Consider the following 20837-nt stretch of genomic DNA (forward strand, 5'->3'; position numbering starts at 1 on the left):
TATGATTTTGAGTATAGTGGAAAATATGTTGAAGTACTCAAATGTAAGAAAATCCGGCTTCATATTATTTAAAAAAGTTTACAAATAATTTTACTTAAAAACCTAATTTACAGTTTATTAGCAATTTATGATTTAAAGAAACTTAGCAAATATTTTATTCTTTGATAATCCATTTAATTTCATTATAAACAAAAAAACCGGCTCGAATCGAAACCGGTTTTCTTCACTACTATGGCGAAATTTTTATCTTAAATTCATTTAACTGAGCTTAGTTTAACTTAGTTACGGCACGTTCCAGCAGCTCCGGCCATTCCTTTAACTCCGGTATACCCGGTTTTCTTTTCCCAAAAAACTGGTTGAACATCAAACCCTCTTTGTCGATCAGTTCAATGCCCGTCACAATACCGTCTTCTGTCGGTTTGCGCACGATCCAGGCTTCGTCTATGGCGTCTTCCCGTAAATGCAGGTTAAACTCCGGGTCCATGATATTGAGCCAGGGACCCATTACAAAAATTTTATTAATCGGTCCGGTGTGGATCTGAATGCAATTGGGGTTTGAAACAAAAACCATAACGGGAAGTCCTGTTTCTGAAACTGCGTCGAAAACGGGTTTCATACTTGCTGGTGTGATCCGGTAGGCATAACCTTCCGGCGCGAGCCTCAGCGCCTGTTTGCGCGAGAGTTTGTATTTGCGCAACAATGTGAAGAAATCGTGCGTGTCTTTCAGGGCCAGCCACTCAGACTGAAATGCGGCAACATCAATGTCCGGCGCGGTTTCTGGTTCCGCGCTTTTCTCAGGTTTTGGTGAAACTATCAAATTAACTTCCTGATCAGCAGCCGTGTATTTCGTTACAAGCGCATGATAAGCTTCCTTATTACTCTTTTCGGTCAGGTAAATTTTATGTGTTGCCTCACCAAAGCTGTTGAAGAATTGCAGACTATGCCTGTCATTTTCCGAAACGGCAAAGCCAAATTTCCAATCACCAAGGAAGAGCCTGAGATCAATATCCTCGCCCAGAACAAGCCCAACGTGGTTATTGAATAATATTTTTTCATAAACACCCTTTCTCTCATGCACCACGTGGTCATTGCGCGTAAGTGCCATCACGTGTCCGAGTGAACCAACTTCTTTGATCAGCTCTCTGAAATCACCGTCCAGCAAAGTCGCAGTTTCGCCTATTCCAGTCGCTACAAGCTCGGCCTCACTTGTATTCAACTGCTTTGCAGCGTCGCGGATCCTGGTTTTGGGATTAATTGCCTTAAATTCTTCCCAACGTTCTTTGAGCTCAGTTCTGTCTGGTGAAAGGGTTGATTTCATAGTCTTGTATTGTTAGAGTGATATTTAGATTTGAGGAATACCCGGTAAAACCGATGCCGCGTGCGGCACTATAATCGGAAATGGCAGGTTTTCAGCCTGTATAAGCTGCACGGGTAATCCGAATGCAGCTTTGATATATTTTTCGTTTAAAACTTCGCCTGGTGCGCCCATCGCAAAGCTTTCTCCGTTTTTGAGCATTAACACTTTGTCTGCATACTGCAAAGCCTGGTTGAGATCGTGGATTACAGCAATCACGGCAAAGCCTTTGGCCGTCATTTCTTTCGCCAGCTGAAAAGTTTCAAACTGATGCAGCAGGTCCATTCCGGTTGTTGGTTCATCGAGCAGTAAAAGTCCGTTTTCCACTTCCCATATCTGCGCCAATGCGCGGGATACCTGCACGCGCTGCTGCTCGCCACCGGAAAGTGTCGGGTATAAACGTGATTTTAAATGCGCTATCCCTACTTTTTTCAGACACATATCTACAATCGCCAGGTCACGCTGTGAAGGTTGGGAGTCGTAGAAAGGGTATCTGCCCATTAAAACAATTTCCTGCACTGTAAATGACAATGCGATTGAATTATGCTGGGTAAGTACAGCCCGCTGCCGCGCCAGCTCACGCAGCTTGTACTTTCCAAGATCTTTTCCCCTGAATAAGATAGTACCTGAACCAGGTGTGAGCTCCGAGGACAATAGTTTGATCAATGTCGATTTGCCGGCACCATTTGCACCGACAATGGCCCAGAACTCACCCGGATTTACTGAGAAGCTGACATTTTGTAAAAGCATGCGGCCGCGCACTTCAAAGCCCGCCTGATTGATCTCTATCATAGCCTTTTTCGTTTTTGGTCCCAAAGAATATAAATGAAAAACGGGGTGCCCAGTAGCGAGGTAAGTATCCCTATGGGCAGCTCAGAGGGCGCTACGATGGTTCTCGACAGCGTGTCGGCGAGGGTAAGTACAATAGCCCCCGCTATGGCAGAACCGATGATGAGCGTTTTATGATTGGGGCCGAAAGTTGTGCGTATAATGTGAGGAACAACAAGGCCGACAAAGCCGATTGTGCCAGCTACTGCCACAGAGGCGCCGACGCCCATTGTTGCCAGGATAATCACTTTTCTTTTAAGCAATTTCATGTCTACACCCAGACTGGCTGCCTGGCTTTCTCCTAAAACCAGCAGGTTCAATGCCTTGGACAGGTAGGGCATAAATAGAACGGAAATACCTACAAACGGCGCAACTGCCAGCACGGAAGTCCACGTAGCGCCGCCGAGGCTGCCCAGGTTCCAGAACGTAATACTGCGTAGCTGCTGATCATCGGCCAGGTAAGTCATTAATCCCGTAATCGCGCCAACAAATGCATTGATCGCAATCCCGCAGAGCAGGAGTGTGGTTACGCCGCCTTCTCCCGCCACTTTTGACAATTGATATACAAGAAATGTGGTAAATGCCGCGCCAAGGAATGAGACAAATGAAATGCTGTAAACACCCACGAGCTCATTGAGCATTCCGAAGTATTTGACATTGAGCATCAGTACAAATACTGCAAAAAGGGACGCGCCGGAGGTAACACCAATGAGCGTGGAGTCTGCGATCGGGTTCCGGAAAAGTCCCTGCAGGGAAGCGCCCGCGATCCCCAGTCCGGCGCCGATCAGCACAGCCAGACAAACCCTGGGCAGGCGTATTACCCAAAAAACGATGGATTTTTGCTCTTCCACAGAAGTTTCCCTGATCAAGCCCAGTTTCAATGCAACGATTTCGGTCAGCTCCTTCATTGAAATGGAAAGCGCGCCGGTGCAGGCGGAGAAAATAATGCAGGCAAGTAGTATCAAACCCAATATCCAGACCATTTTCCCGGTCGAAGACGGCACGAGGAGCCGCTCTTCTGCGGCTGGCTTTTCTGTATCAGGTTCTTTGACGATCTCGGCCAGCATAACGCTTAGTTAACTTTTTGCGACAGTTCGAATGCGGCTTTTCCGAGCCTTGGTCCGAAACCCGTAAGGAACTGCCCATCCATTGTGACTATTTTCCTGTTTTTTCCTGCATTGGTATTGGCAATTCCGGGGACTTTCAACAGCCCTTCTATTCCTTCCAAACTTTCCAGACCGCTTGAAAACAAGACGAGCACATCCGGGTTTGCGGTAATCAGCGACTCAGCGGTGAGAGGTTTGAAGTCAGTAAATCCCTGCACTGCATTTTTGTGCCCAGTCAGCAGGAACATCTTGTCGAGCGACGTACCTGTTCCTGAAACCATCAATGTGCCTGTGCCTCTGGCGTATATAAAGAGCAATTTTTTCGGCAACTTCGGTGACTTGATCCTGGCAAGGTCATTTTCCAGCGCCTTCACCATTTTCTCTGCCTGCGGCTTTGCATTAAAATAGGCGCCGACCTCCCTGATCAGGTTGATTGCACCTTCTTTGGTATACTCGTGCCTGAATTCCACCAGCTTTTTTCCGGAACTCCCCAGCTGTTTGAGAATAGCAGGTGGTACCATACTTTGGTTAGTGTAAACGATAATGTCAGGATTGAGCGAGAGGATACCCTCTGCCGCAATCGTGCGGTTGTGGCCGATCCTCGGGATTTTCTCGAGAGAAGCTGGGAATGTACTGGTCACATCCACGCCGACGATCTGTTTTTCCAACCCCAGGCCGACGAGGATTTCACTTAATGTCCCATTGGTAGAGACAATGCGCGCCGCATTTACATTGGATGTCGTGTAAATGGCTAATAGAATGAAGACACTTAATCTTTTGATAAATCCGTAGCGCATAGCCTCTTTTTTCTCCGGAACACCCTTCTGAATGCATTTACCGGAATGGTCAGGCGCAAATATATGGCATTAATTTAGACCAAGTATAAATAGTTAAGAAAAAAAAGACTTACCCCTCAACCAAATCCGTAGCTGCAATCTTTATTATTGTAAATTGATCAAATGCGCAATTGTCTGTTTACCTGCTTTGTGCCTGATTAATCTGTTCCTAACTCTTATATCCTGCTAATCTTGAAAAAATTATTTACCAATCTTACCTTTTGGGTACTTACCGCTATTACGGCGGGGGCCTTGCTCGGGCACTATTATCCGGCACAGGGAGTTGAGATGGAATTTTTAGGCAAAGGCTTTATCCAGATCGTCAAGATCTTTATCAATCCGATCATTTTCCTGACAATTACGCTCGGGATTATCGGAATGGGGGACTTGAAAAAAGTGGGCAAAGTTGGGGCCAAAGCGCTCATTTACTTTGAAGTAGTTACAACGCTCGCACTGGTTGTTGGTGTGGTTGTTGCCAATATTATCCAGCCGGGAAAGGGAGTTGTTACAAGTAACTTGCAAAAAGGGGACATTTCGGTTTATGCAAATAAGGTTGGCGATTTTAGCTGGCTGCAGTTCTTTCTCGACAACGTTACTTTACAGGTTTTGCTGTTCTCGCTTGTTCTGGGAACTGTGCTGAGCAAGTATTCAGGGAAGGATAAGGTTATTCACTGGCTGAATTTTGTTTCTAAATACGTTTTCCGGGCATTGCACCTGGTGATGATTTTCGCTCCGATCGGCGCATTCGGAGGAATGGCTTACACCATCGGAAAGTATGGGATCGATACGTTGCTGCCGCTTGCCAAGTTAATGGGGACAGTTTATGCAACAATGGCGATCTTCATTTTCGGGGTACTTAGCCTGGTTTTGAGAATGTACAAAGTCAATCTCTGGTCTTACCTGAAATATATTCGCGAGGAGCTGCTGATCGTGCTCGGCACATCATCTTCGGAAGCAGCACTGCCTTCTCTGATGGTCAAGCTGGAACGGATGGGTTGCTCCAAACCGGTGGTCGGACTGGTGGTGCCGGCAGGTTACTCTTTTAATCTCGACGGTACAACGATATACCTTTCCATGGCGACGATCTTCCTGGCGCAGGTCTTTAATGTACACCTGACTTTCGGACAGATACTTTCATTGATCGGGATTTTGATGGTTACCTCAAAAGGTGCCGCAGGTGTAACGGGCAGTGGCTTTGTGGTACTTGCGTCGACATTGACGGCAATTAAGGTTATTCCTGTTGAAGGGCTTGCATTGCTGCTGGGAGTTGACCGTTTCATGTCCGAAGCCCGCGCGATTACCAATTTCATCGGAAACGGCGTCGCGACGATCTGGCTGGCGAATAATGAAAAGGAGTTTGACAGGGATAAAATGAATTATGCATTTGAGAACATCAGGGAAACAGAGAATGTTGTAACAGACAACCTGAGCGATGTAACCCAGCCAACGGAGACGAAGTTGTAGGAATTTTGTTATTTTATCGAACGACAAAAGTTGAGGTCATGAACTATAAAGCATTTATTGTTTCCGATCATAGGGTTATGCTCGGAAAACCTGTTATTAAAGGTACGCGCTTGTCCGTTGAGCTCATTTTGCGGAAGCTGGGGGAAGGAGTTACTATGAACCAGCTGTTGGAAATGTACCCTGCTCTGAATCAGGAATCTATTCAGGCAGTCCTCCAATATGCAGCTGAGTTGGTCGCCAACGAAGAAAGTCTGGAAATTGCCTCGTGATCCTGGCCGACGAAAATATCGATCACAGCGTGATTGAGGCAATCAGAAATGAAGGCTTTGAGGTATATTCTATTTATGAATCAAACAGAGGATTTCTGGACGAAGAGATCATTGAATTTTCGAGGAACCCTCCCAGAATAATTTTAACGGAAGATAAGGATTTTGGGGAGTGGGTTTATGCACATCATATATCCGGCATTAGCGTCGTTTTTCTTAGATACCATTTCCTCGAAACAGAGGCGATTACTAAAATTCTGATCAAACTTCTGAATGAGCGCACGGATGAGCTTTATGATCATTTTACGACAATTACAATAAAGAAAATCAGGTCGCGGTCTTTCTTATAAGACTACGCGTTAAACGATAAGTATTACCACTATTATAAAATCATGATTGAACAGGAAACAGTACATATACCAACCCGGGCGGGCCGGGTTTTTATCGGCGAAGAGTTTGATTTAAAGAGCTGGAATGATGTTCAGCCCTTTTTTGAGAATCTTAAAAACCGTGAGATCAACTCGGCAGAAGATTTGAAACAATGGTTTTCAGACCGCAGTGAAATAGAATCCTACTTATCTGAAAACTTTGCATGGCGCTATATCCGGCAAACCTGCGATACTGCTAACACCGGGCTGATTAATGCATTGCAGTTTTTTATAACAGAAATCCAGCCCAAGCTGGCGGAATACGGCAATGCTTTAGACAAAAAAGTGGTAGATAGTCCTTTCCTGAACGAGCTGACAGAACCCGGGTTTGAGATCACATTAAGGGGAATGAAGAAAGCGATCGAGATTTTCCGCGATGAAAATATCCCGCTTATCACCGAAATGCAGACCGAAGAGAGAAAGTATGGCGCAATTGCAGGAGCTATGACGGTCACACTCGACGGGGAGGAAATGACTTTGCAAAAAGCATCAGACCGGCTGCAATCCACAGATCGTGTGATCCGCGAAGAAGCCTGGCGCGCCATCAGCGAGCGGCGGTATCAGGATCATGATAAATTGGACGAACTGCTGAATTCGCTGATTACGCTGCGTAACAAAGTCGGGCAGAATGCCGGTTTTGACAACTACCGCGATTATATGTTCGCTGCAATGGGCCGCTTTGATTACACGCCAGAGGATTGCTTCAACTTCCACGGTTCCGTCAAAAAAGCCGTGGTACCCCTGCTGAATACCATGGCAGGTGCCAGAAAAGCTTCCCTGCAGGTTGATTCGCTTCGTCCGTGGGATACCAAAGTAGATCCGAAAGGTTTGCCGCCGTTGAAACCATTTGCAACAGGAGAGGAGCTTTTGGACAAAACAATCCGCTGCTTTACCCGTCTTGATCCATTCCTGGGAAATTGCCTGAAAGTAATGAAGGCTATGAACCACCTCGATCTGGAATCGCGGAAAGGAAAAGCGCCGGGAGGCTATAATTATCCGCTCGATGAGATTGGGGTGCCTTTCATATTTATGAATGCAACTTCCAATCTGCGCGATATGGTTACGTTGCTCCACGAAGGCGGCCATGCAGTGCATTCATTTGTAACCCGCGATCTGCCCTTGAATTCATTCAAACATACTCCTTCCGAAGTGGCGGAACTGGCTTCGATGTCAATGGAGCTGATTACGATGGATTTCTGGGACGAGTTCTTCGAGAATGAGCATGATTTGAAAAGGGCAAAAATCCAGCATCTTGAATCTATCATCGAAACGCTGCCGTGGGTGGCTACGGTAGACAAGTTCCAGCATTGGATGTATGAAAATCCAGCACATACAGCAACGGAACGTCAGGCTGTCTGGGTCAGGATTTATGAAGAATTTACGGACTCGATAATGGACTGGACCGGGCTTGAAAACTTCAAAAAATATCTTTGGCAACGTCAGTTGCACATTTACGAAGTTCCTTTCTATTATATCGAATACGGAATTGCGCAGCTCGGCGCGATCGGCGTTTGGAAAAACTACCGTGAAAATCCGGAGGCAGGGCTCAAAGGGTATCTTGATGCGCTGAAACTCGGCTACACGGCCACAATCGGCGAAATATATCAGGCAGCGAATGTTCCTTTCGATTTTTCGGAGAAGAATATCACCGAGCTGATGCAGTTTGTCAGCAACGAACTGGAAGCGCTAAAAAAATAACAATCCGTTTATCAACGATTTGGTGGTTATAAAAATGGCCGCTATTTTTGCGCGTAATACAATTGAACTGTCAAAGAAATGAAACTATATAGAATTGTTGCATTTGTAGCTTGTGCGGCTTTGCTTACTTCCTGCGAATACCAGAAGTATAACCACATTGAGCAAAAGGATCTGAATACCGGAAATGAATACGTTTACGGTGTAAGTCCGGACTCATTGCCACGCCAGATGTCATACAAATACGAAGCGGACCCTGAGCTTGATACGCGTGTAAATAACATCAGAGCAAAGCTTTACGGTGGAATCACTAGTTCTGTAGTGAAACAATAACAGCATTTCTGTTAAATTATATAGAGATATCCCTGCCAATGCGGGGATATCTTTTTTTTGATCCTGTATTGAATATTTTCAATATCGGTCCTTACGGATAGCCTGTTTGCGGCCGCCCATTCGATAACCGATGTTGCGAGATTTTGAACATTTTTAATTTACTTTACGTATTCGAGGCAAGTAGATCTGGTATTATCAAGAAATAAGTAATTAAAAATACACTAACATGGATATAGCTTTGGTAACCGGCTCGGCTGGATTAATAGGAAGCGAATCGGTTGCTTTTCTGGCTGGCAAATTTGATCTTGTCATCGGTGTTGACAATAACCTGCGTCAATACTTTTTCGGAGCTGATGGAAATACAGAGTGGAACCGTAACCGTATCCAGGAAGCTTTCGGAAATTATAAGCACTATGCAGCAGATATCAGAGAAGTAAGTGAACTGGAGCCGATTTTTAAAGAATACGGTTCTGATATTAAAATGATTGTTCACGCAGCTGCACAACCAAGCCACGACTGGGCAGCCCGTGAGCCGTTTACCGATTTCGGTGTAAATGCGGTAGGTACGCTGAACATGCTTGAAATGACCAGACTGCACGCTCCTGAGGCAGTATTTATATTTACATCAACAAACAAGGTTTACGGAGATAACCCTAACTATTTGCCACTCGTAGAGCTGGAAACGCGTTGGGAAATCGACGAAAGTCATCCTTATTTCGAGAACGGTATCGACGAAAACCATAGCATTGACCACACAAAGCACTCTATTTTCGGTGCTTCGAAAGTGGCTGCGGATATCATGGTTCAAGAGTACGGCCGCTATTTCGGTATGAAAACTGCCGTGTTCCGCGGAGGCTGTCTGACGGGCCCGAATCACTCAGGCGCACAGCTGCACGGGTTTTTGGCTTACCTGATGAAATGTGCCATTACCGGCAATCACTACACCATTTTTGGTTACAAAGGCAAGCAGGTACGTGACAATATCCACAGCCACGACCTGGTAAATATGTTCTGGCATTTTTATCAAAACCCACGTCCGGGCGAAGTATATAATGCAGGCGGCGGCCGTTTTGCTAACTGTTCAATGCTGGAAGCAATTTCATTGTGCGAGCAGATCACCGGAAACAAGCTGTCTTACTCTTATTCAGATACTAACAGGATCGGCGATCACATCTGGTATGTGAGCGACCTTTCTAAATTCAAGTCCCACTATCCTGATTGGAACTGGGAGTATGGTCTTGTAGAGACTTTAACTCAGATCCACGACGGTATATCTTCCCGGTTGGGCTTAAAAACGGTTTAATTGTATTTTTGAATCTCCGGAGCATTCCGCTTCGGAGATTTCTATTTTCTCCCCCCAATGTCAGAAAACTTTGTCATCATCATTCCCCAATTCAACGACTGGGAGGCGCTGAACCTGCTGATACAAAAGATAAATGCCGACGTTGAAACGTCCATTCTGGCAAATACAACCTTACTTGTTGTCGACGATTGTTCGTCCAGGCTGCGGAAACTTCCCTTTGCTCCGTTTGGTGGCAAAGAGATCAAGGTTTTACGACTGTACCGTAACCTCGGGCATCAGAAGGCAATTGCAATCGGACTGTCTTATGCAGCCGAAAATCTGAATGCTGATAAGGTGATTGTAATGGACGCAGACGGAGAGGATGCGCCTTCGGATATCAACAGCCTCGTACGCAAATCGCTCGAAGTACCGGATAACATCATTTTTGCAGAAAGGAACAAGCGGACAGAAGGTCCTGTTTTCAGGATTTTTTATGTGATTTATAAGTTGATATTCAAGCTATTAACTGGCAAAGTTATCACCTTCGGAAATTTCAGTCTTGTTCCCCGGAGTCGCCTGCAAAACCTGGTGCGTGTCTCCGAAATCTGGAACAACTATCCCGGTGGGGTTATCAAATCACGCATTCCGTACGATTCTGTACTTACCAATCGTGCAAAAAGACTTGCGGGCGAAAGTAAAATGAATTTCGTTTCCCTCGTTTTACACGGTCTGAGCGCAATCTCTGTGATGATCGACACCACGGCGGTCCGCATTCTGATCTTTTCCATTTTCATGTCAGGGCTTGCAATCGCATTCATTTTTGTGATCCTGTTCCTGAAATTAATAGGTAATGCGACGCCTGGCTGGACTTCTACTTTAGGAAGTACCCTGATGATCCTAATGCTGCAGGCATTTCTGATCTCCCTTTTTCTGGTGTTTATGGTATTACAATACCGTTCGCAGCAACACTTCATTCCGGCCGTGCATTACCGGGATTTCGTAGAAAAGGTAGATACTATCAGCTAGCCGCCTATGTTTACTTTCGATCATTCCCCGACAGTCTATTGGTTGATCGGCTATCTGCTGGCCGGAATGATTGTATTATCTGCGGGTTATAAAAAGCTGCCTTCCGGCGCATTTGTTCTGCTCGGGATCTTGCTGCTTTTTCTGATGCGTATGCCCGTGATCGTGTTCAATCGCGAGCTCAATCCGGATGAGAGCCAGATGCTTAGCCACGCAATCACACTGTTCCAGGATCCTGTTTACTGGCGCTCGGTGGATGGTACTACTATCGGTCCGCTCGATAATTACCTGCTCGTTGTCCCTCGCCTCTTTGGCTTCGAGATCAACTACACCTCCGGTCGGTTGATGGGGCTGCTTTGTTCTGCGGGCTCCCTGCTTTTCCTCTTTTTCTCATTAAAAAACTGGTTTGGCGAGAACACAGCCCGTCTTGTCTGGACCGTGCCGCTTGTTTTACTATCTTTTACGCAGGAAGTTGATTTCGTTCATTATTCCAGTGAGCAATTCCCGGTATTTCTTCTGGCGCTCTGCATTTGGCTGCTATCGAGGATCAGTGTCCAAAATGGAAGTTTGAAGACCAATGCTTTTGTACTCGGGTTGGTTGCAGGCGCTGTTCCGTTTGCCAAATTACAGGCAGTTCCGCAAGCTTTTGTCCTCGTGTTCGCAGCCTTGTTTTATGTATATCAATGGTTCAGAAACCGACACGACACACTGCCGCTGATTTTGCTGCTCCTGGGCGGCATTACCTTTCCATTGATTACCCTGATCTGGACTTTGACTCACGACGTTTTCAGTGATATGATCGATTTTTACCTGTTGGGAAATGCGATTTACGCGGGTGGAAAAGGGTTTTTCGGTATTCCCCGCCAGTTCTGGCGCATTTTCAGTTTATCGCCCGATTTTCAATTTTACACCTTCGCACTTATCCTTCCGATATTGGTTGGTGTTGCCGAGATTATTAATGCAAAAAAGAGGGAAAGTAGCTTTATTGTCTCTCTGACTATTCTTTTGCTGCTGCTGGCGGGCATTTATGCTGTTACCAAATCCGGAAATGACTTTATCCATTACCTCAACTTCTGCATTCTCCCCTGGACCTTACTAGCCGCCGCGGGTATTCAGAGAGTCAGCAAGTTTGCCCTTATTTTTCCTGCTGCGTTTTTGTTATGGTTTGCAGGAAATGATGCAGCGGGTTTCTTGAAGGAAAGGAAAGTCAATAACTTTTATTCTGTGGACGCAACAACACTGGCACAAAGCCCGGTTGTGAAGGAGCTGAAAAAGTACAGTTCCGATGCCGATTACATGATTGTGTGGGGCTGGCAATGCCGGTATTACGTGGAAGCGCAACTGGCGCAAGGTACCGCCGAAAACCATTCTGAGCGATCTATATTCGAACATCCGATGCGGGAAGTTTACCGCACGAGGTATATGTCTGATCTGGAACGTACCAAACCTGCATTTATTCTGGATGCCGTCGGGAAGAACAGCTTCTGGGTCCAGGACAAAAAAGCGCAGGGCATTGAAAGCTACCCTGCGCTATTGACTTACGTCCAAAACAATTACAAGTATATCGGAGACTTCGACGGTACGCGACTGTTTGTCCGCAATGACCGGGCGGTATTAAGGTAAAATTTCTGACCCTGCATTTTCAGCACGCAGCAGGTCCGTCAGTGTTGTTTTATCCAGGACGGCCAGGTTAGCGTCGCGCCACCTTTCCAGCACAGTGCGCAGGCTGCACGTTTCTTCGTCTTTGCAATCATCACAACGACCATAAAAGAACATTGAAACGCACAAAGCGGGTGCGATTGGCCCGTCGATAATCCGCAGTACTTTGGAAAAATTGACTTCTCCCGGCGGCATTCTCAGCAGGTATCCGCCGCCTTTTCCTTTTTGACTTTGTAAAACACCATTATTGCGCAGGTCGAGCAGAATCGCCTCCAGGAACTTCTTCGGGATTTTCTCCTTCTCTGCAATGTAAGATATCAGTACAGGACCTTTTCCATATTGCTCCGCTAAAACTTTTAGGGCTTTCAGCGCGTATTTGGCTTTTTTCGAAATCATTGTTGATTATAAGGCTCTTCTTGTGGTTGGGATCGGCGCAAAGATTAAATGGTTTTAGAAAAGATTTGAGTTGATCAATTCTAAATATCGAATTTTTGGGCGAAAATCCTAATATTCAAAAACACAAATTCGCCTGCTTATAATTCCATTTCGGGAATGCAGCAGCTAGTTACGCGGTGGCTTGCCTCCATTTAGCAGTCCCTGCATTCTTTCCAGCGTTTTCTTTTCGCCGCAGAGTGAAAGGAACGCTTCGCGTTCAAGGTCAAGCAGGTATTGTTCCGTAACTAGCTGAGGATAACTCAGATCTCCTCCATTGATGACGTACGCCAGCTTGTTAGCAATTTTTGCATCGTGGTCACTGATGTAATTGGCGAGCCGCATTTGTGCGATCCCAGCCATAAACAGCGCCATTCCGGTTTTGCCCTGCACTTTGATATCATTGCGCTGCTTGGGCTGCGTATATCCATTATCCGCCAGGTCGAGCGCAGCCTGTTTTGCTTCTGCGATGAGCCGTGAGCGGTTGAGTACGATCTGGTCTTTTTCCTGCAGATAGTTCATTTCAAGTGCCTCCTGCGCCGATGTGGATACTTTGGCCTGCGCAATGTTCATAAATGCAGTTTGCAGAATATTGAGTTCGGGATCCCCCGCTTTATACAGATCTGAGCAGCGCAATGCCATTTCTTTGGTTCCGCCACCGGCCGGGATTAGTCCCACACCCAGTTCAACAAGACCAATGTAGGTTTCTGCGTGTGCCACGATCTTGTCTGCATGTAAGTTGAGCTCGCAGCCGCCACCCAATGCAAGTGTATGCGGTGCGGTTACAACCGGGATAGACGAGTAACGTGCGCGCATCATCGTTTGCTGGAACTGCGCAATTACCATATTGATCTCGTCAAATTCCTGCTCTATTGCAAACATGAAAAGCATCGCCAGGTTTGCGCCAGCTGAAAATGCTTCGCTGGATTCGTTACCGATCACCAGTCCGCGGAAATCTTTTTCTGCAATGCTGATCCCCTTTTGAATGCCCTCGATCACTTCCGCGCCTATGGTATTCATTTTGGATTTGAATTCCAGGTTCAGAATTCCGTCGCCCAGGTCGTACAGGTTGGCGCCTGCATTCTTCCAAACCATGTTTTGGGACAGGTTACTCAGGATTACAAAGCTGTCCTGACCTGGGATCCTCCGGTAAGATCTGGACTGGATATCATAATACAGCCGCTTTCCATTCTCTATTTTATAGAAAGATTCATTCCCCGCTTCCACCATCTCGTACACCCAGGCGGCAGGTTTTTGGTCAAGGCTTTCCATGATTCCTAGCATGTTTTTCAGCCCGATCGCATCCCAGGTTTCAAACAGACCATACTGCCAGCCAAAGCCGGAAGCTATCGCCTGATCAATGCGGAATATCTCATCTGATATTTCAGGAATGCGGAAAGTGGCATAGCGGAAAATGTCAGCGAAGGTTTTCCTGTAAAAATCACCTGCTTTATCCTGACCGGCGAGCAGTACCGGAAACCGCTTCCAAACATCGCTGATTGCCTTGGTACCTTCCAATGTGGCAAACTTTACCTTTTCGGAAGGCTTGTATTCCAAAGTTTCAAAATCCAGCGCCAGGATTACAGACTTGCCTTTTTCGTCTTTTACTTTCTTATAAAATCCCTGGCCGGTTTTGTCTCCCAGCCATTTGTTATCAAATAATTTCTGCATAACAGAAGGAAGGACAAATGCGTCGCGCGATTCGTCTTTTCCTTCTCCCGAAGCGTATAAGTTGTTGGCAACGTGCACTGTGGTATCCAGGCCGACTACGTCAGAAAGCCGGTAAGTACCCGATTTAGGGCGACCTGCGACGGGGCCGGTAAGCTTATCCACTTCATCTACGCTCAGGCCCATTTCTTCGGCCACACGGATCGTCTGGATCAATGCGTAAATGCCGAGGCGGTTGGCAATGAAGCCGGGTGTATCTTTACAGAGAACGGTTGTTTTGCCCAAAAACAAATCTCCGTAATGCATCAAAAAGTCAATTACCTGCTGATCCGTTTGCTGGGTAGGGATAATTTCGAGCAAGCGAAGGTACCTTGGCGGATTGAAGAAGTGGCTGCCGCAAAAGTGCTTTTGGAAATCCTCACTGCGGCCCTCCGCCATCAAATGGATGGGGATACCCGAAGTATTGGAGGTAATGAGGGTACCCGGCTTGCGCAGCGCATCCACTTTCTCGAAAAGGCTTTTTTTAATGTCCAACCGCTCCACTACAACCTCGATCACCCAATCATAATTCTTGATATCAGCCAGGTTATCTTCAAAATTTCCGGTTTTGATGCGGGAGGCAAATGACGGACTGTAAAGCGACGCGGGAGTGCCCTTAAGCGTTTGCTGCAGCGATTCGTTTACAATTTTATTTCTGAAAGCAGAGTGCTCAGCAGAAATTCCCTTTGCCTTTTCAGCTTCGGAAAGTTCTTTCGGGACAATATCGAGCAAAAGCACTTCCACACCGATATTGGCAAAGTGACAGGCGATCCTGGAACCCATGATGCCGGAACCCAGCACAGCTACTTTACGGATTGAACGATTCATCAGTTAAAGATTTTGGTTTTTAGAATAGCAGCAAAGTCAGAATGCTTCTTCCGCATCGCCTTCGCCGGCTTTAAGTTTCTGGTTTTCTTCCTCTACCAGCCTGTTAATGTCTTTTATTACATCAAAAAACGTGACCAGCTTTTCAAGCGGTATCTTATCTCTCACCATTGTATTGAAAGAAATGACGCCTTCGCGGGCCAGCTCGCGTTTTTCCTTACCCAGCTCGGTAAGTACAATCCTTACAAAGCGTTTATCATTTTCACTTACCTCCCGCTTGATCAACCCCTTCTCTTCCAACGTTTTGAGCATCCTGACGAGGCTTCGTGGCTCCATTCCGAGCAGCGGGGCGATCTTGGTGGCAGGTGTACCGTTTTCAATGTCAATATTCAAAAGCACATAGCCCACCGACATGGTTGTGTCGTAACGCGCCGCATAAGCATTGTACATTCTCGATATAGAATGCCAGGCCCGTTTTATCTGAAAATCAACCGTTTTCTCTTTCCGCATTGGTCTTGATCTGCTAAATGATATCAGTTAAGCCTTGTTCACAAATGTAAAAACCGCAGTAGTATTATGCAAGCATACTATTTTTTGGTCAAAAAAATACACCGCGATGGCTGGTCGCGGTGTATCGGGTATAATAGCTTACTTCTCGCTGATCAGCTTGTCCATAAGCGTATTGAACTCAGTGACAAACTCATCGTAGTACTTTCCGGTACCCGGACCTGAGAATCCGGTGTGTATCTCGCGTACTTTCCCTTTTTTGTCAAGGAAAATGGTAGTCGGGTAGGACATTACTTTGTTGAGCATAGGAAGCGCTTTCGCGGTAGCTTCGTCGGTGCTTGTGCCGGCCAGCACAACGGGGTACTGAATGCCGAAACGCTCAACCATTTTGGTGATTTTAGGATTAGCCACTTCCGGTTTGTCCGAACGTTCGAATGCAAGCCCGATGATCTCTACGCCACGGTCTTTATTCTTTTCGTACCAGGGTTGCAGGAAGTTGGTTTCGTCCATACAGTTGGGGCACCACGAGCCGAGGATCTGGATAATAACCGGCTTACCCGCGAAACGGGGATCTTTCAAGGTCCATTCCTTTCCGCTCGGATCTGCAAATTTGAAGTCAACTGTTTCGAATCCGGGTTTCATGAAGGTCAGCTTCACAGGATCGGGTAGTATCGCATTGGGATCGAGAGTCGCGTTCCAGCTTCTGAAACCTTTAATCCCTGACCATAAAGACCCGCTCATTTTTCCGTCTTTTACCGCGGCCTTGAAAAGTTTTGCATTGGACCCGTCGAATGTGGATAAGTACAAACTATCGCCATTCACACTGCCGGTTAAGTAACGGTAGTCTCCTGTAGTTGTCAAAAATGAACCTGTTACTTCTGTTCCTTTCTGCGTCAAAGTCCCGAGCGCCTGGGTAGAATCTCCGGTTTCGTCATTGATAAAAACCGTGGCCCATTTACCGGAAACATTCTGCGTGCTCTTCGCTTGTCCCTCTTTAAAGAATGTATATTTCTCGCCAAATTTTGCTTCAAATGGAAGCGAACCGGATACAGTTCCGTTTGCGAGGCGGTAGTAAGTGCCTTTTAAATGTTCTTCTTCTGCTTTTGCAACGATTTTGGCATCAAAAAGCTGCATGGTAATAACGAGTGAATCGTTCTCGAAATAGGCAGTGTCCATACTGAGTTTTTCTGCACCGTTCAATGCATAAACGTTGTACGTTTTCCCGTCGGCGTTTTTGGATATATCGAGCAGGAACGGAAGCTCCTGATTGTCACGGTTGAGCGTAGCTCTCCAGATGCCATTTTTAAGATTGGCTTCAGAGGCAGATTTGCAGCCGATTTGGAATACTAAAAATAATAGCGAGGCTGCCGAAATGATTGCTCTCATAAACAGTTTGTTATAGTATAAATGTAAGTGCGGCAAGAAAATTAAATCCGATGTAAGGCGCAATTCCTACGATCTAAAATTGCTAAGTTTGTAACTGCCGCCTGGCAAAAATTAGTTCCTAAAAACGTTTCTTTTCACAATGGATCAACCAAGTACCTATCACGAACCTGTTATGTTACAGGAATGTCTTGAGGGATTGCAAATTGATCCGGCCGGTATTTATGTCGATGTCACTTTTGGCGGTGGCGGGCATTCCAGGGCAATACTTGATCAGCTTACTACCGGTCACCTGTTTTCATTTGACCAGGATCCCGACGCGGCGGTGAATGCACAAGCCTTCAAAGGCGATCCCCGCTTTACATTTATAGCTGCCAATTTCAGGCATTTGAGGCGCTATCTCAAATTGCACAAAGCTGAAAAGGTAAATGGTATCCTGGCCGACCTGGGCGTTTCTTCACACCAGATCAATACACCCGAAAGAGGGTTTTCCACCAGATTTGAGGCTGACCTCGATATGCGGATGAACCCGGGTGTTGACAAAACTGCCCGCGAAGTCTTAAATTCGAGGTCGGCGCGGGAGCTGCAGCGCATTCTCGGAATGTACGGAGAAGTAACCAATGCCAGAACAGCGGCCGATGCGATTTTCGCGGCGCGCCACAATACACCCATTGAAACGGTCAATGATTTAAAAAGCATTCTGCTTCGCTTTGCGCCAAAACATCGTGAAAACAAGTATTTCGCGCAGGTTTTCCAGGCATTGCGGATTGAAGTAAATGACGAGTTGCTGGTACTTGAAGAGTTTCTCTCACAGGTTCCCGAGGTGCTTGCTCCCGGTGGCAGACTGGTGGTTATGTCGTACCATTCGCTGGAAGACAGGCTTGTCAAAAATTTTATACAAAAGGGAAAGTTTGACGGTGAAGTTGAAAAAGACTTTTACGGAAATGTTTTAAAACCTTTAAACAGCGTTACCAGAAAGCCTGTGGAGGCAACTGAGGAGGAAGTAGCGAGGAATCCGCGTGCAAGAAGTGCGAAGTTGCGGATCGCCGAAAAAGAGCAGGTTTTTGCTGAGTGAACGATAATTTGGAGGAATTAGAATGGCAGAGAACAAGAGAAAACCGAAACCGATTGCGCCCAAACCGCCTAAAAAGAAGCGGGAATACCACCTTTTTAACTGGCTTAATAAATTTTTACCCCTCGATAAGGTCTTTGGTGATAAAACACCCGGACGTGAAGAGCGGCTTCCAGTCAAATATTTCTACTATTTTGGCTGGGTTGTGATCCTGCTGGTCGCTTACGAGCGGATCGGATTTCAGTCTGAGCAGTATGTGCGGAATAGTATCAAGCTCAAAAAGGAAGTGGACGATCTGCGGGCCGAGTACCATTCGGTCCATTCCGAATATCAGAAAAGCAAAAAACAGTCGGTTATTATCGAAAAAGTAAAGGCGACCGGCCTGGAAGAAAACCTGACCCCTCCTAAAAAGATCTTTGTCAAGGCAGACGAATATTAATCCGCATTCAACTCTGAAAATCGTCAAAAGTAATTTTTTCTTCCCGGTATGAAGAACGAAATCGAAAGTGGTCAAAACAACAAGAAGGCACTTATTAACAGGGCGCGGACTGTCGGCTGGCTGTTGTTCGTGCTGGCTATACTTGTTTTCGTAAAGCTGATCCGCGTACAGTATTATGACGAGTTCAAAGGCAAAACCTGGGCTGAGTATTCTGTAAAAAATGACCTGAAACTCGACACGATCCCTGCAATGCGCGGGAATATCTATTCCAATGATAAAAGCCTGCTAGCCACTTCGCTGCCTTACTACTTCGTTGGTCTGGACACGAAAGTAGCCGACTCTACCTACTTCTACGATCACCTGGATGAGCTCGCTTCCTTGCTCGCCAGGAGCTTCAAAGAAAACACAGCAGCGGGTTACCGCAGTAAGATCCTGAAATATCGCGTAAGCAAATCGAAAAGGTACCTGCGCCTGAAAAGTCGTGAGATCAGTTACCTCGAACGCGAGAAGATCAAGCAGTGGCCGTTTTTTGCCAAAAACAGAAAAGGCGGTGGAGGTAAGTTTGAAACGATCTACAAACGCTACAAACCATATAGTCCGATGGCGGACCGCACGATCGGCGGGATCGATCCGAAAACCGGGCGGGGCTATATCGGTCTTGAAGCCAGTTTTGACAAAATCCTGGAAGGAAAGTCGGGGATAGGCTGGGTAGAAATGGTCGAAGGCGGAATGAAAATCCCGGTGGGGGACGCGTTGAATGTACAGCCGCAGGCCGGCCGGGATGTGTACACTACCCTCGACATGAAGATCCAGGATATGGCCGAGATTGCATTGCGCCGGAAGCTGACGGAAATGGATGCAGACTTTGGTTCTGTGGTGATCATGGAAGTAAAAACAGGTGAAATCCGTGCTATGGCGAACCTGACCAAACGTGGCGACAATAAATACGAAGAGGTTTTCAACTATGCACTGGCCGGCAGCAATGACCCGGGTTCGACATTCAAGCTGGCGACGATGATGGCGCTTCTCGAAGAGACGCACATGGACCCTGACAAGATCATGGTGAATACGGGAAATGGTGCAATGCGGTTTCGGGCTAATATCATCCGCGATGCACACCGCGGCGGCTTTGGGACGATCACAGCCTCGCAGGTTTTGGAAAAATCGTCGAACATCGGGATTGTACAGCTGATGATGCGGTATTTTGCCAATAAACCTGATAAGTACCTGGCTTACCTCAAACAATTTCACCTGACGGAACCTACCGATATCCAGATGAAAGGCGAAAAGCCACCACTGATACGTACTCCTGCTTCAAAGCAATGGAGCTCTTACTCGATGTACTACATGGCGCATGGTTATGAAATGCAAATGACGCCACTCCAAACGCTGGCACTCTATAATGCAGTGGCAAACGATGGTTACTGGGTGCGGCCGATGATCGTGAAAGAAATCCGTAATGCGGAGGAGATCGAAGATAAAATGGAGCCTTATGTAACGGAAAAGCCGATTTGCTCGCCTGAAACAGTCCGCAAAGTGAAGAAAATGCTGGAAGGTGTTGTGAATAACGGTTTGGCAAAACACATAAAAAGCGACTTGTACCAGATTGCGGGAAAAACCGGAACCGCCAGGAAGCTGATCAATGGCATTTATACCGAAGGAAAGAACTATACTTCGTTCGCAGGTTACTTCCCTGCTGATAAACCCAAGTACAGCTGCATTGTGGTAATTGACAATCCCAAGAGCTCGGGTGCAGACTATACCCGGTATGCGGGTAGTGTAGCGGCGCCGGTGTTCAAAGAAGTAGCCGACCGCATTTATGCTTCCGAAGTGGGCATTCAGAAGCCGGTTAAAGATTCCATTCCGGAAGAATCCAAGCCTGTTAAATGGGCGGGCAGAACTTCTGATCTGAGGGTGATCAGCAAAGAACTGAAACTTACACCTGCGCCGGAAGATGCGGAATACGCGGCTGCTTCCCTTTACAAAAAGGGGAAAACAAACTGGCGGTCTGCCGATGTACTATCCAAAGAAGTGCCCGATTTGCAGGGAATGTCGATGCGGGATGCGCTTTATCTGTTGGAGAACAAAGGGTATAAAGTAACTTTCAAGGGATCGGGTAAGGTGGTGGAACAATCGTTGCCGCCAGGTGCCAACAAGGAGGGAATTAAAACAATACTATTAACCTTACAGTAGCCTCT

The 20837-nt window shown here is 46.5% G+C and carries 19 protein-coding genes; 11 read left to right on the forward strand and 8 right to left on the reverse strand.

What is annotated here, in order from left to right; genetic code table 11:
* Positions 1-268: 268 nt before the first annotated feature.
* From AC1XTG_RS13855 to AC1XTG_RS13870, 4 genes are read right to left on the reverse strand one after another with little or no spacing between them, the layout of a single operon-like run.
* Positions 269-1318 (reverse strand): hemin-degrading factor, encoded by a 1050-nt coding sequence (locus AC1XTG_RS13855; RefSeq protein WP_484842396.1) that lies wholly within the window; start codon positions 1316-1318, stop codon positions 269-271.
* Between the two features lie 24 nt (positions 1319-1342).
* Positions 1343-2146, reverse strand: a complete 804-nt coding sequence (locus AC1XTG_RS13860) for a heme ABC transporter ATP-binding protein (protein ID WP_484842397.1) — start codon at positions 2144-2146, stop codon at positions 1343-1345.
* Entirely contained in the window at positions 2143-3249 is a 1107-nt protein-coding gene (locus tag AC1XTG_RS13865) for a FecCD family ABC transporter permease (RefSeq protein WP_484842398.1), read from the reverse strand. Before AC1XTG_RS13865 ends, AC1XTG_RS13860 begins: the two co-directional genes overlap by 4 nt.
* Positions 3250-3254: 5 nt before the next feature.
* On the reverse strand, positions 3255-4085 hold the full coding sequence (locus AC1XTG_RS13870; protein WP_484842399.1) for a heme/hemin ABC transporter substrate-binding protein: 831 nt from the start codon (positions 4083-4085) through the stop codon (positions 3255-3257).
* Positions 4086-4316: 231 nt separating this feature from the next.
* On the opposite strand from AC1XTG_RS13870, the gene dctA reads away from it, so the two are divergent.
* From dctA to AC1XTG_RS13910, 8 genes are all read left to right on the forward strand, one after another.
* Positions 4317-5588, forward strand: a complete 1272-nt coding sequence (dctA, locus tag AC1XTG_RS13875) for a C4-dicarboxylate transporter DctA (RefSeq protein ID WP_484842400.1) — start codon at positions 4317-4319, stop codon at positions 5586-5588.
* Between the two features lie 38 nt (positions 5589-5626).
* Positions 5627-5857, forward strand: a complete 231-nt coding sequence (locus tag AC1XTG_RS13880) for a DUF433 domain-containing protein (protein WP_056290856.1) — start codon at positions 5627-5629, stop codon at positions 5855-5857.
* On the forward strand, positions 5854-6204 hold the full coding sequence (locus AC1XTG_RS13885; protein WP_484842401.1) for a DUF5615 family PIN-like protein: 351 nt from the start codon (positions 5854-5856) through the stop codon (positions 6202-6204). Before AC1XTG_RS13880 ends, AC1XTG_RS13885 begins: the two co-directional genes overlap by 4 nt.
* A 42-nt stretch (positions 6205-6246) precedes the next feature.
* Positions 6247-7980 carry a M3 family oligoendopeptidase gene (locus AC1XTG_RS13890; RefSeq protein WP_056290859.1) on the forward strand — a complete coding sequence of 578 codons (1734 nt, stop codon included), beginning with the start codon at positions 6247-6249 and terminating at the stop codon, positions 7978-7980.
* A gap of 78 nt (positions 7981-8058) precedes the next feature.
* Positions 8059-8310, forward strand: coding sequence for a hypothetical protein (locus tag AC1XTG_RS13895; RefSeq protein ID WP_056290861.1), 252 nt, complete (start codon positions 8059-8061; stop codon positions 8308-8310).
* A 226-nt stretch (positions 8311-8536) separates the two neighbouring features.
* A complete protein-coding gene (locus AC1XTG_RS13900) occupies positions 8537-9613 on the forward strand; it encodes an NAD-dependent epimerase/dehydratase family protein (protein ID WP_484842402.1) in 1077 nt (358 codons plus the stop codon).
* Between the two features lie 57 nt (positions 9614-9670).
* A complete protein-coding gene (locus tag AC1XTG_RS13905) occupies positions 9671-10618 on the forward strand; it encodes a glycosyltransferase (RefSeq protein ID WP_056290867.1) in 948 nt (315 codons plus the stop codon).
* 6 nt (positions 10619-10624) lie between these two features.
* Positions 10625-12238: a hypothetical protein gene (locus AC1XTG_RS13910; protein ID WP_056290869.1), complete on the forward strand. Its 1614-nt coding sequence runs from the start codon at positions 10625-10627 to the stop codon at positions 12236-12238.
* Here AC1XTG_RS13910 and AC1XTG_RS13915 read toward each other — a convergent pair.
* The 4 genes from AC1XTG_RS13915 to AC1XTG_RS13930 form a co-directional block, all read right to left on the reverse strand.
* On the reverse strand, positions 12230-12670 hold the full coding sequence (locus AC1XTG_RS13915) for an RrF2 family transcriptional regulator (RefSeq protein WP_056290871.1): 441 nt from the start codon (positions 12668-12670) through the stop codon (positions 12230-12232). The genes AC1XTG_RS13910 and AC1XTG_RS13915 overlap by 9 nt on opposite strands.
* 165 nt (positions 12671-12835) lie before the next feature.
* The gene (locus tag AC1XTG_RS13920; RefSeq protein ID WP_484842403.1) at positions 12836-15241 is read right to left on the reverse strand and encodes a 3-hydroxyacyl-CoA dehydrogenase/enoyl-CoA hydratase family protein; all 2406 of its coding nucleotides are present in this window, start codon (positions 15239-15241) and stop codon (positions 12836-12838) included.
* Positions 15242-15277: 36 nt separating this feature from the next.
* Positions 15278-15748 (reverse strand): MarR family winged helix-turn-helix transcriptional regulator, encoded by a 471-nt coding sequence (locus AC1XTG_RS13925; RefSeq protein ID WP_484842404.1) that lies wholly within the window; start codon positions 15746-15748, stop codon positions 15278-15280.
* Between the two features lie 138 nt (positions 15749-15886).
* The gene (locus tag AC1XTG_RS13930) at positions 15887-17131 is read right to left on the reverse strand and encodes a TlpA disulfide reductase family protein (RefSeq protein WP_484842405.1); all 1245 of its coding nucleotides are present in this window, start codon (positions 17129-17131) and stop codon (positions 15887-15889) included.
* Positions 17132-17270: 139 nt separating this feature from the next.
* On the opposite strand from AC1XTG_RS13930, the gene rsmH reads away from it, so the two are divergent.
* The 3 genes from rsmH to AC1XTG_RS13945 are packed head-to-tail and all read left to right on the forward strand — an operon-like array spanning position 17271 to position 20832.
* Complete coding sequence (rsmH, locus tag AC1XTG_RS13935; protein ID WP_484842406.1) at positions 17271-18203, forward strand: 16S rRNA (cytosine(1402)-N(4))-methyltransferase RsmH; 933 nt, start codon at positions 17271-17273, stop codon at positions 18201-18203.
* Positions 18204-18225: 22 nt separating this feature from the next.
* Entirely contained in the window at positions 18226-18639 is a 414-nt protein-coding gene (locus AC1XTG_RS13940) for an FtsL-like putative cell division protein (protein ID WP_056290878.1), read from the forward strand.
* A 48-nt stretch (positions 18640-18687) separates the two neighbouring features.
* Positions 18688-20832: a penicillin-binding protein gene (locus AC1XTG_RS13945; RefSeq protein WP_484842407.1), complete on the forward strand. Its 2145-nt coding sequence runs from the start codon at positions 18688-18690 to the stop codon at positions 20830-20832.
* Positions 20833-20837 lie beyond the last annotated feature (5 nt).

It is taken from the genome of Dyadobacter sp. HNCC25DJ183, assembly GCF_056895175.1.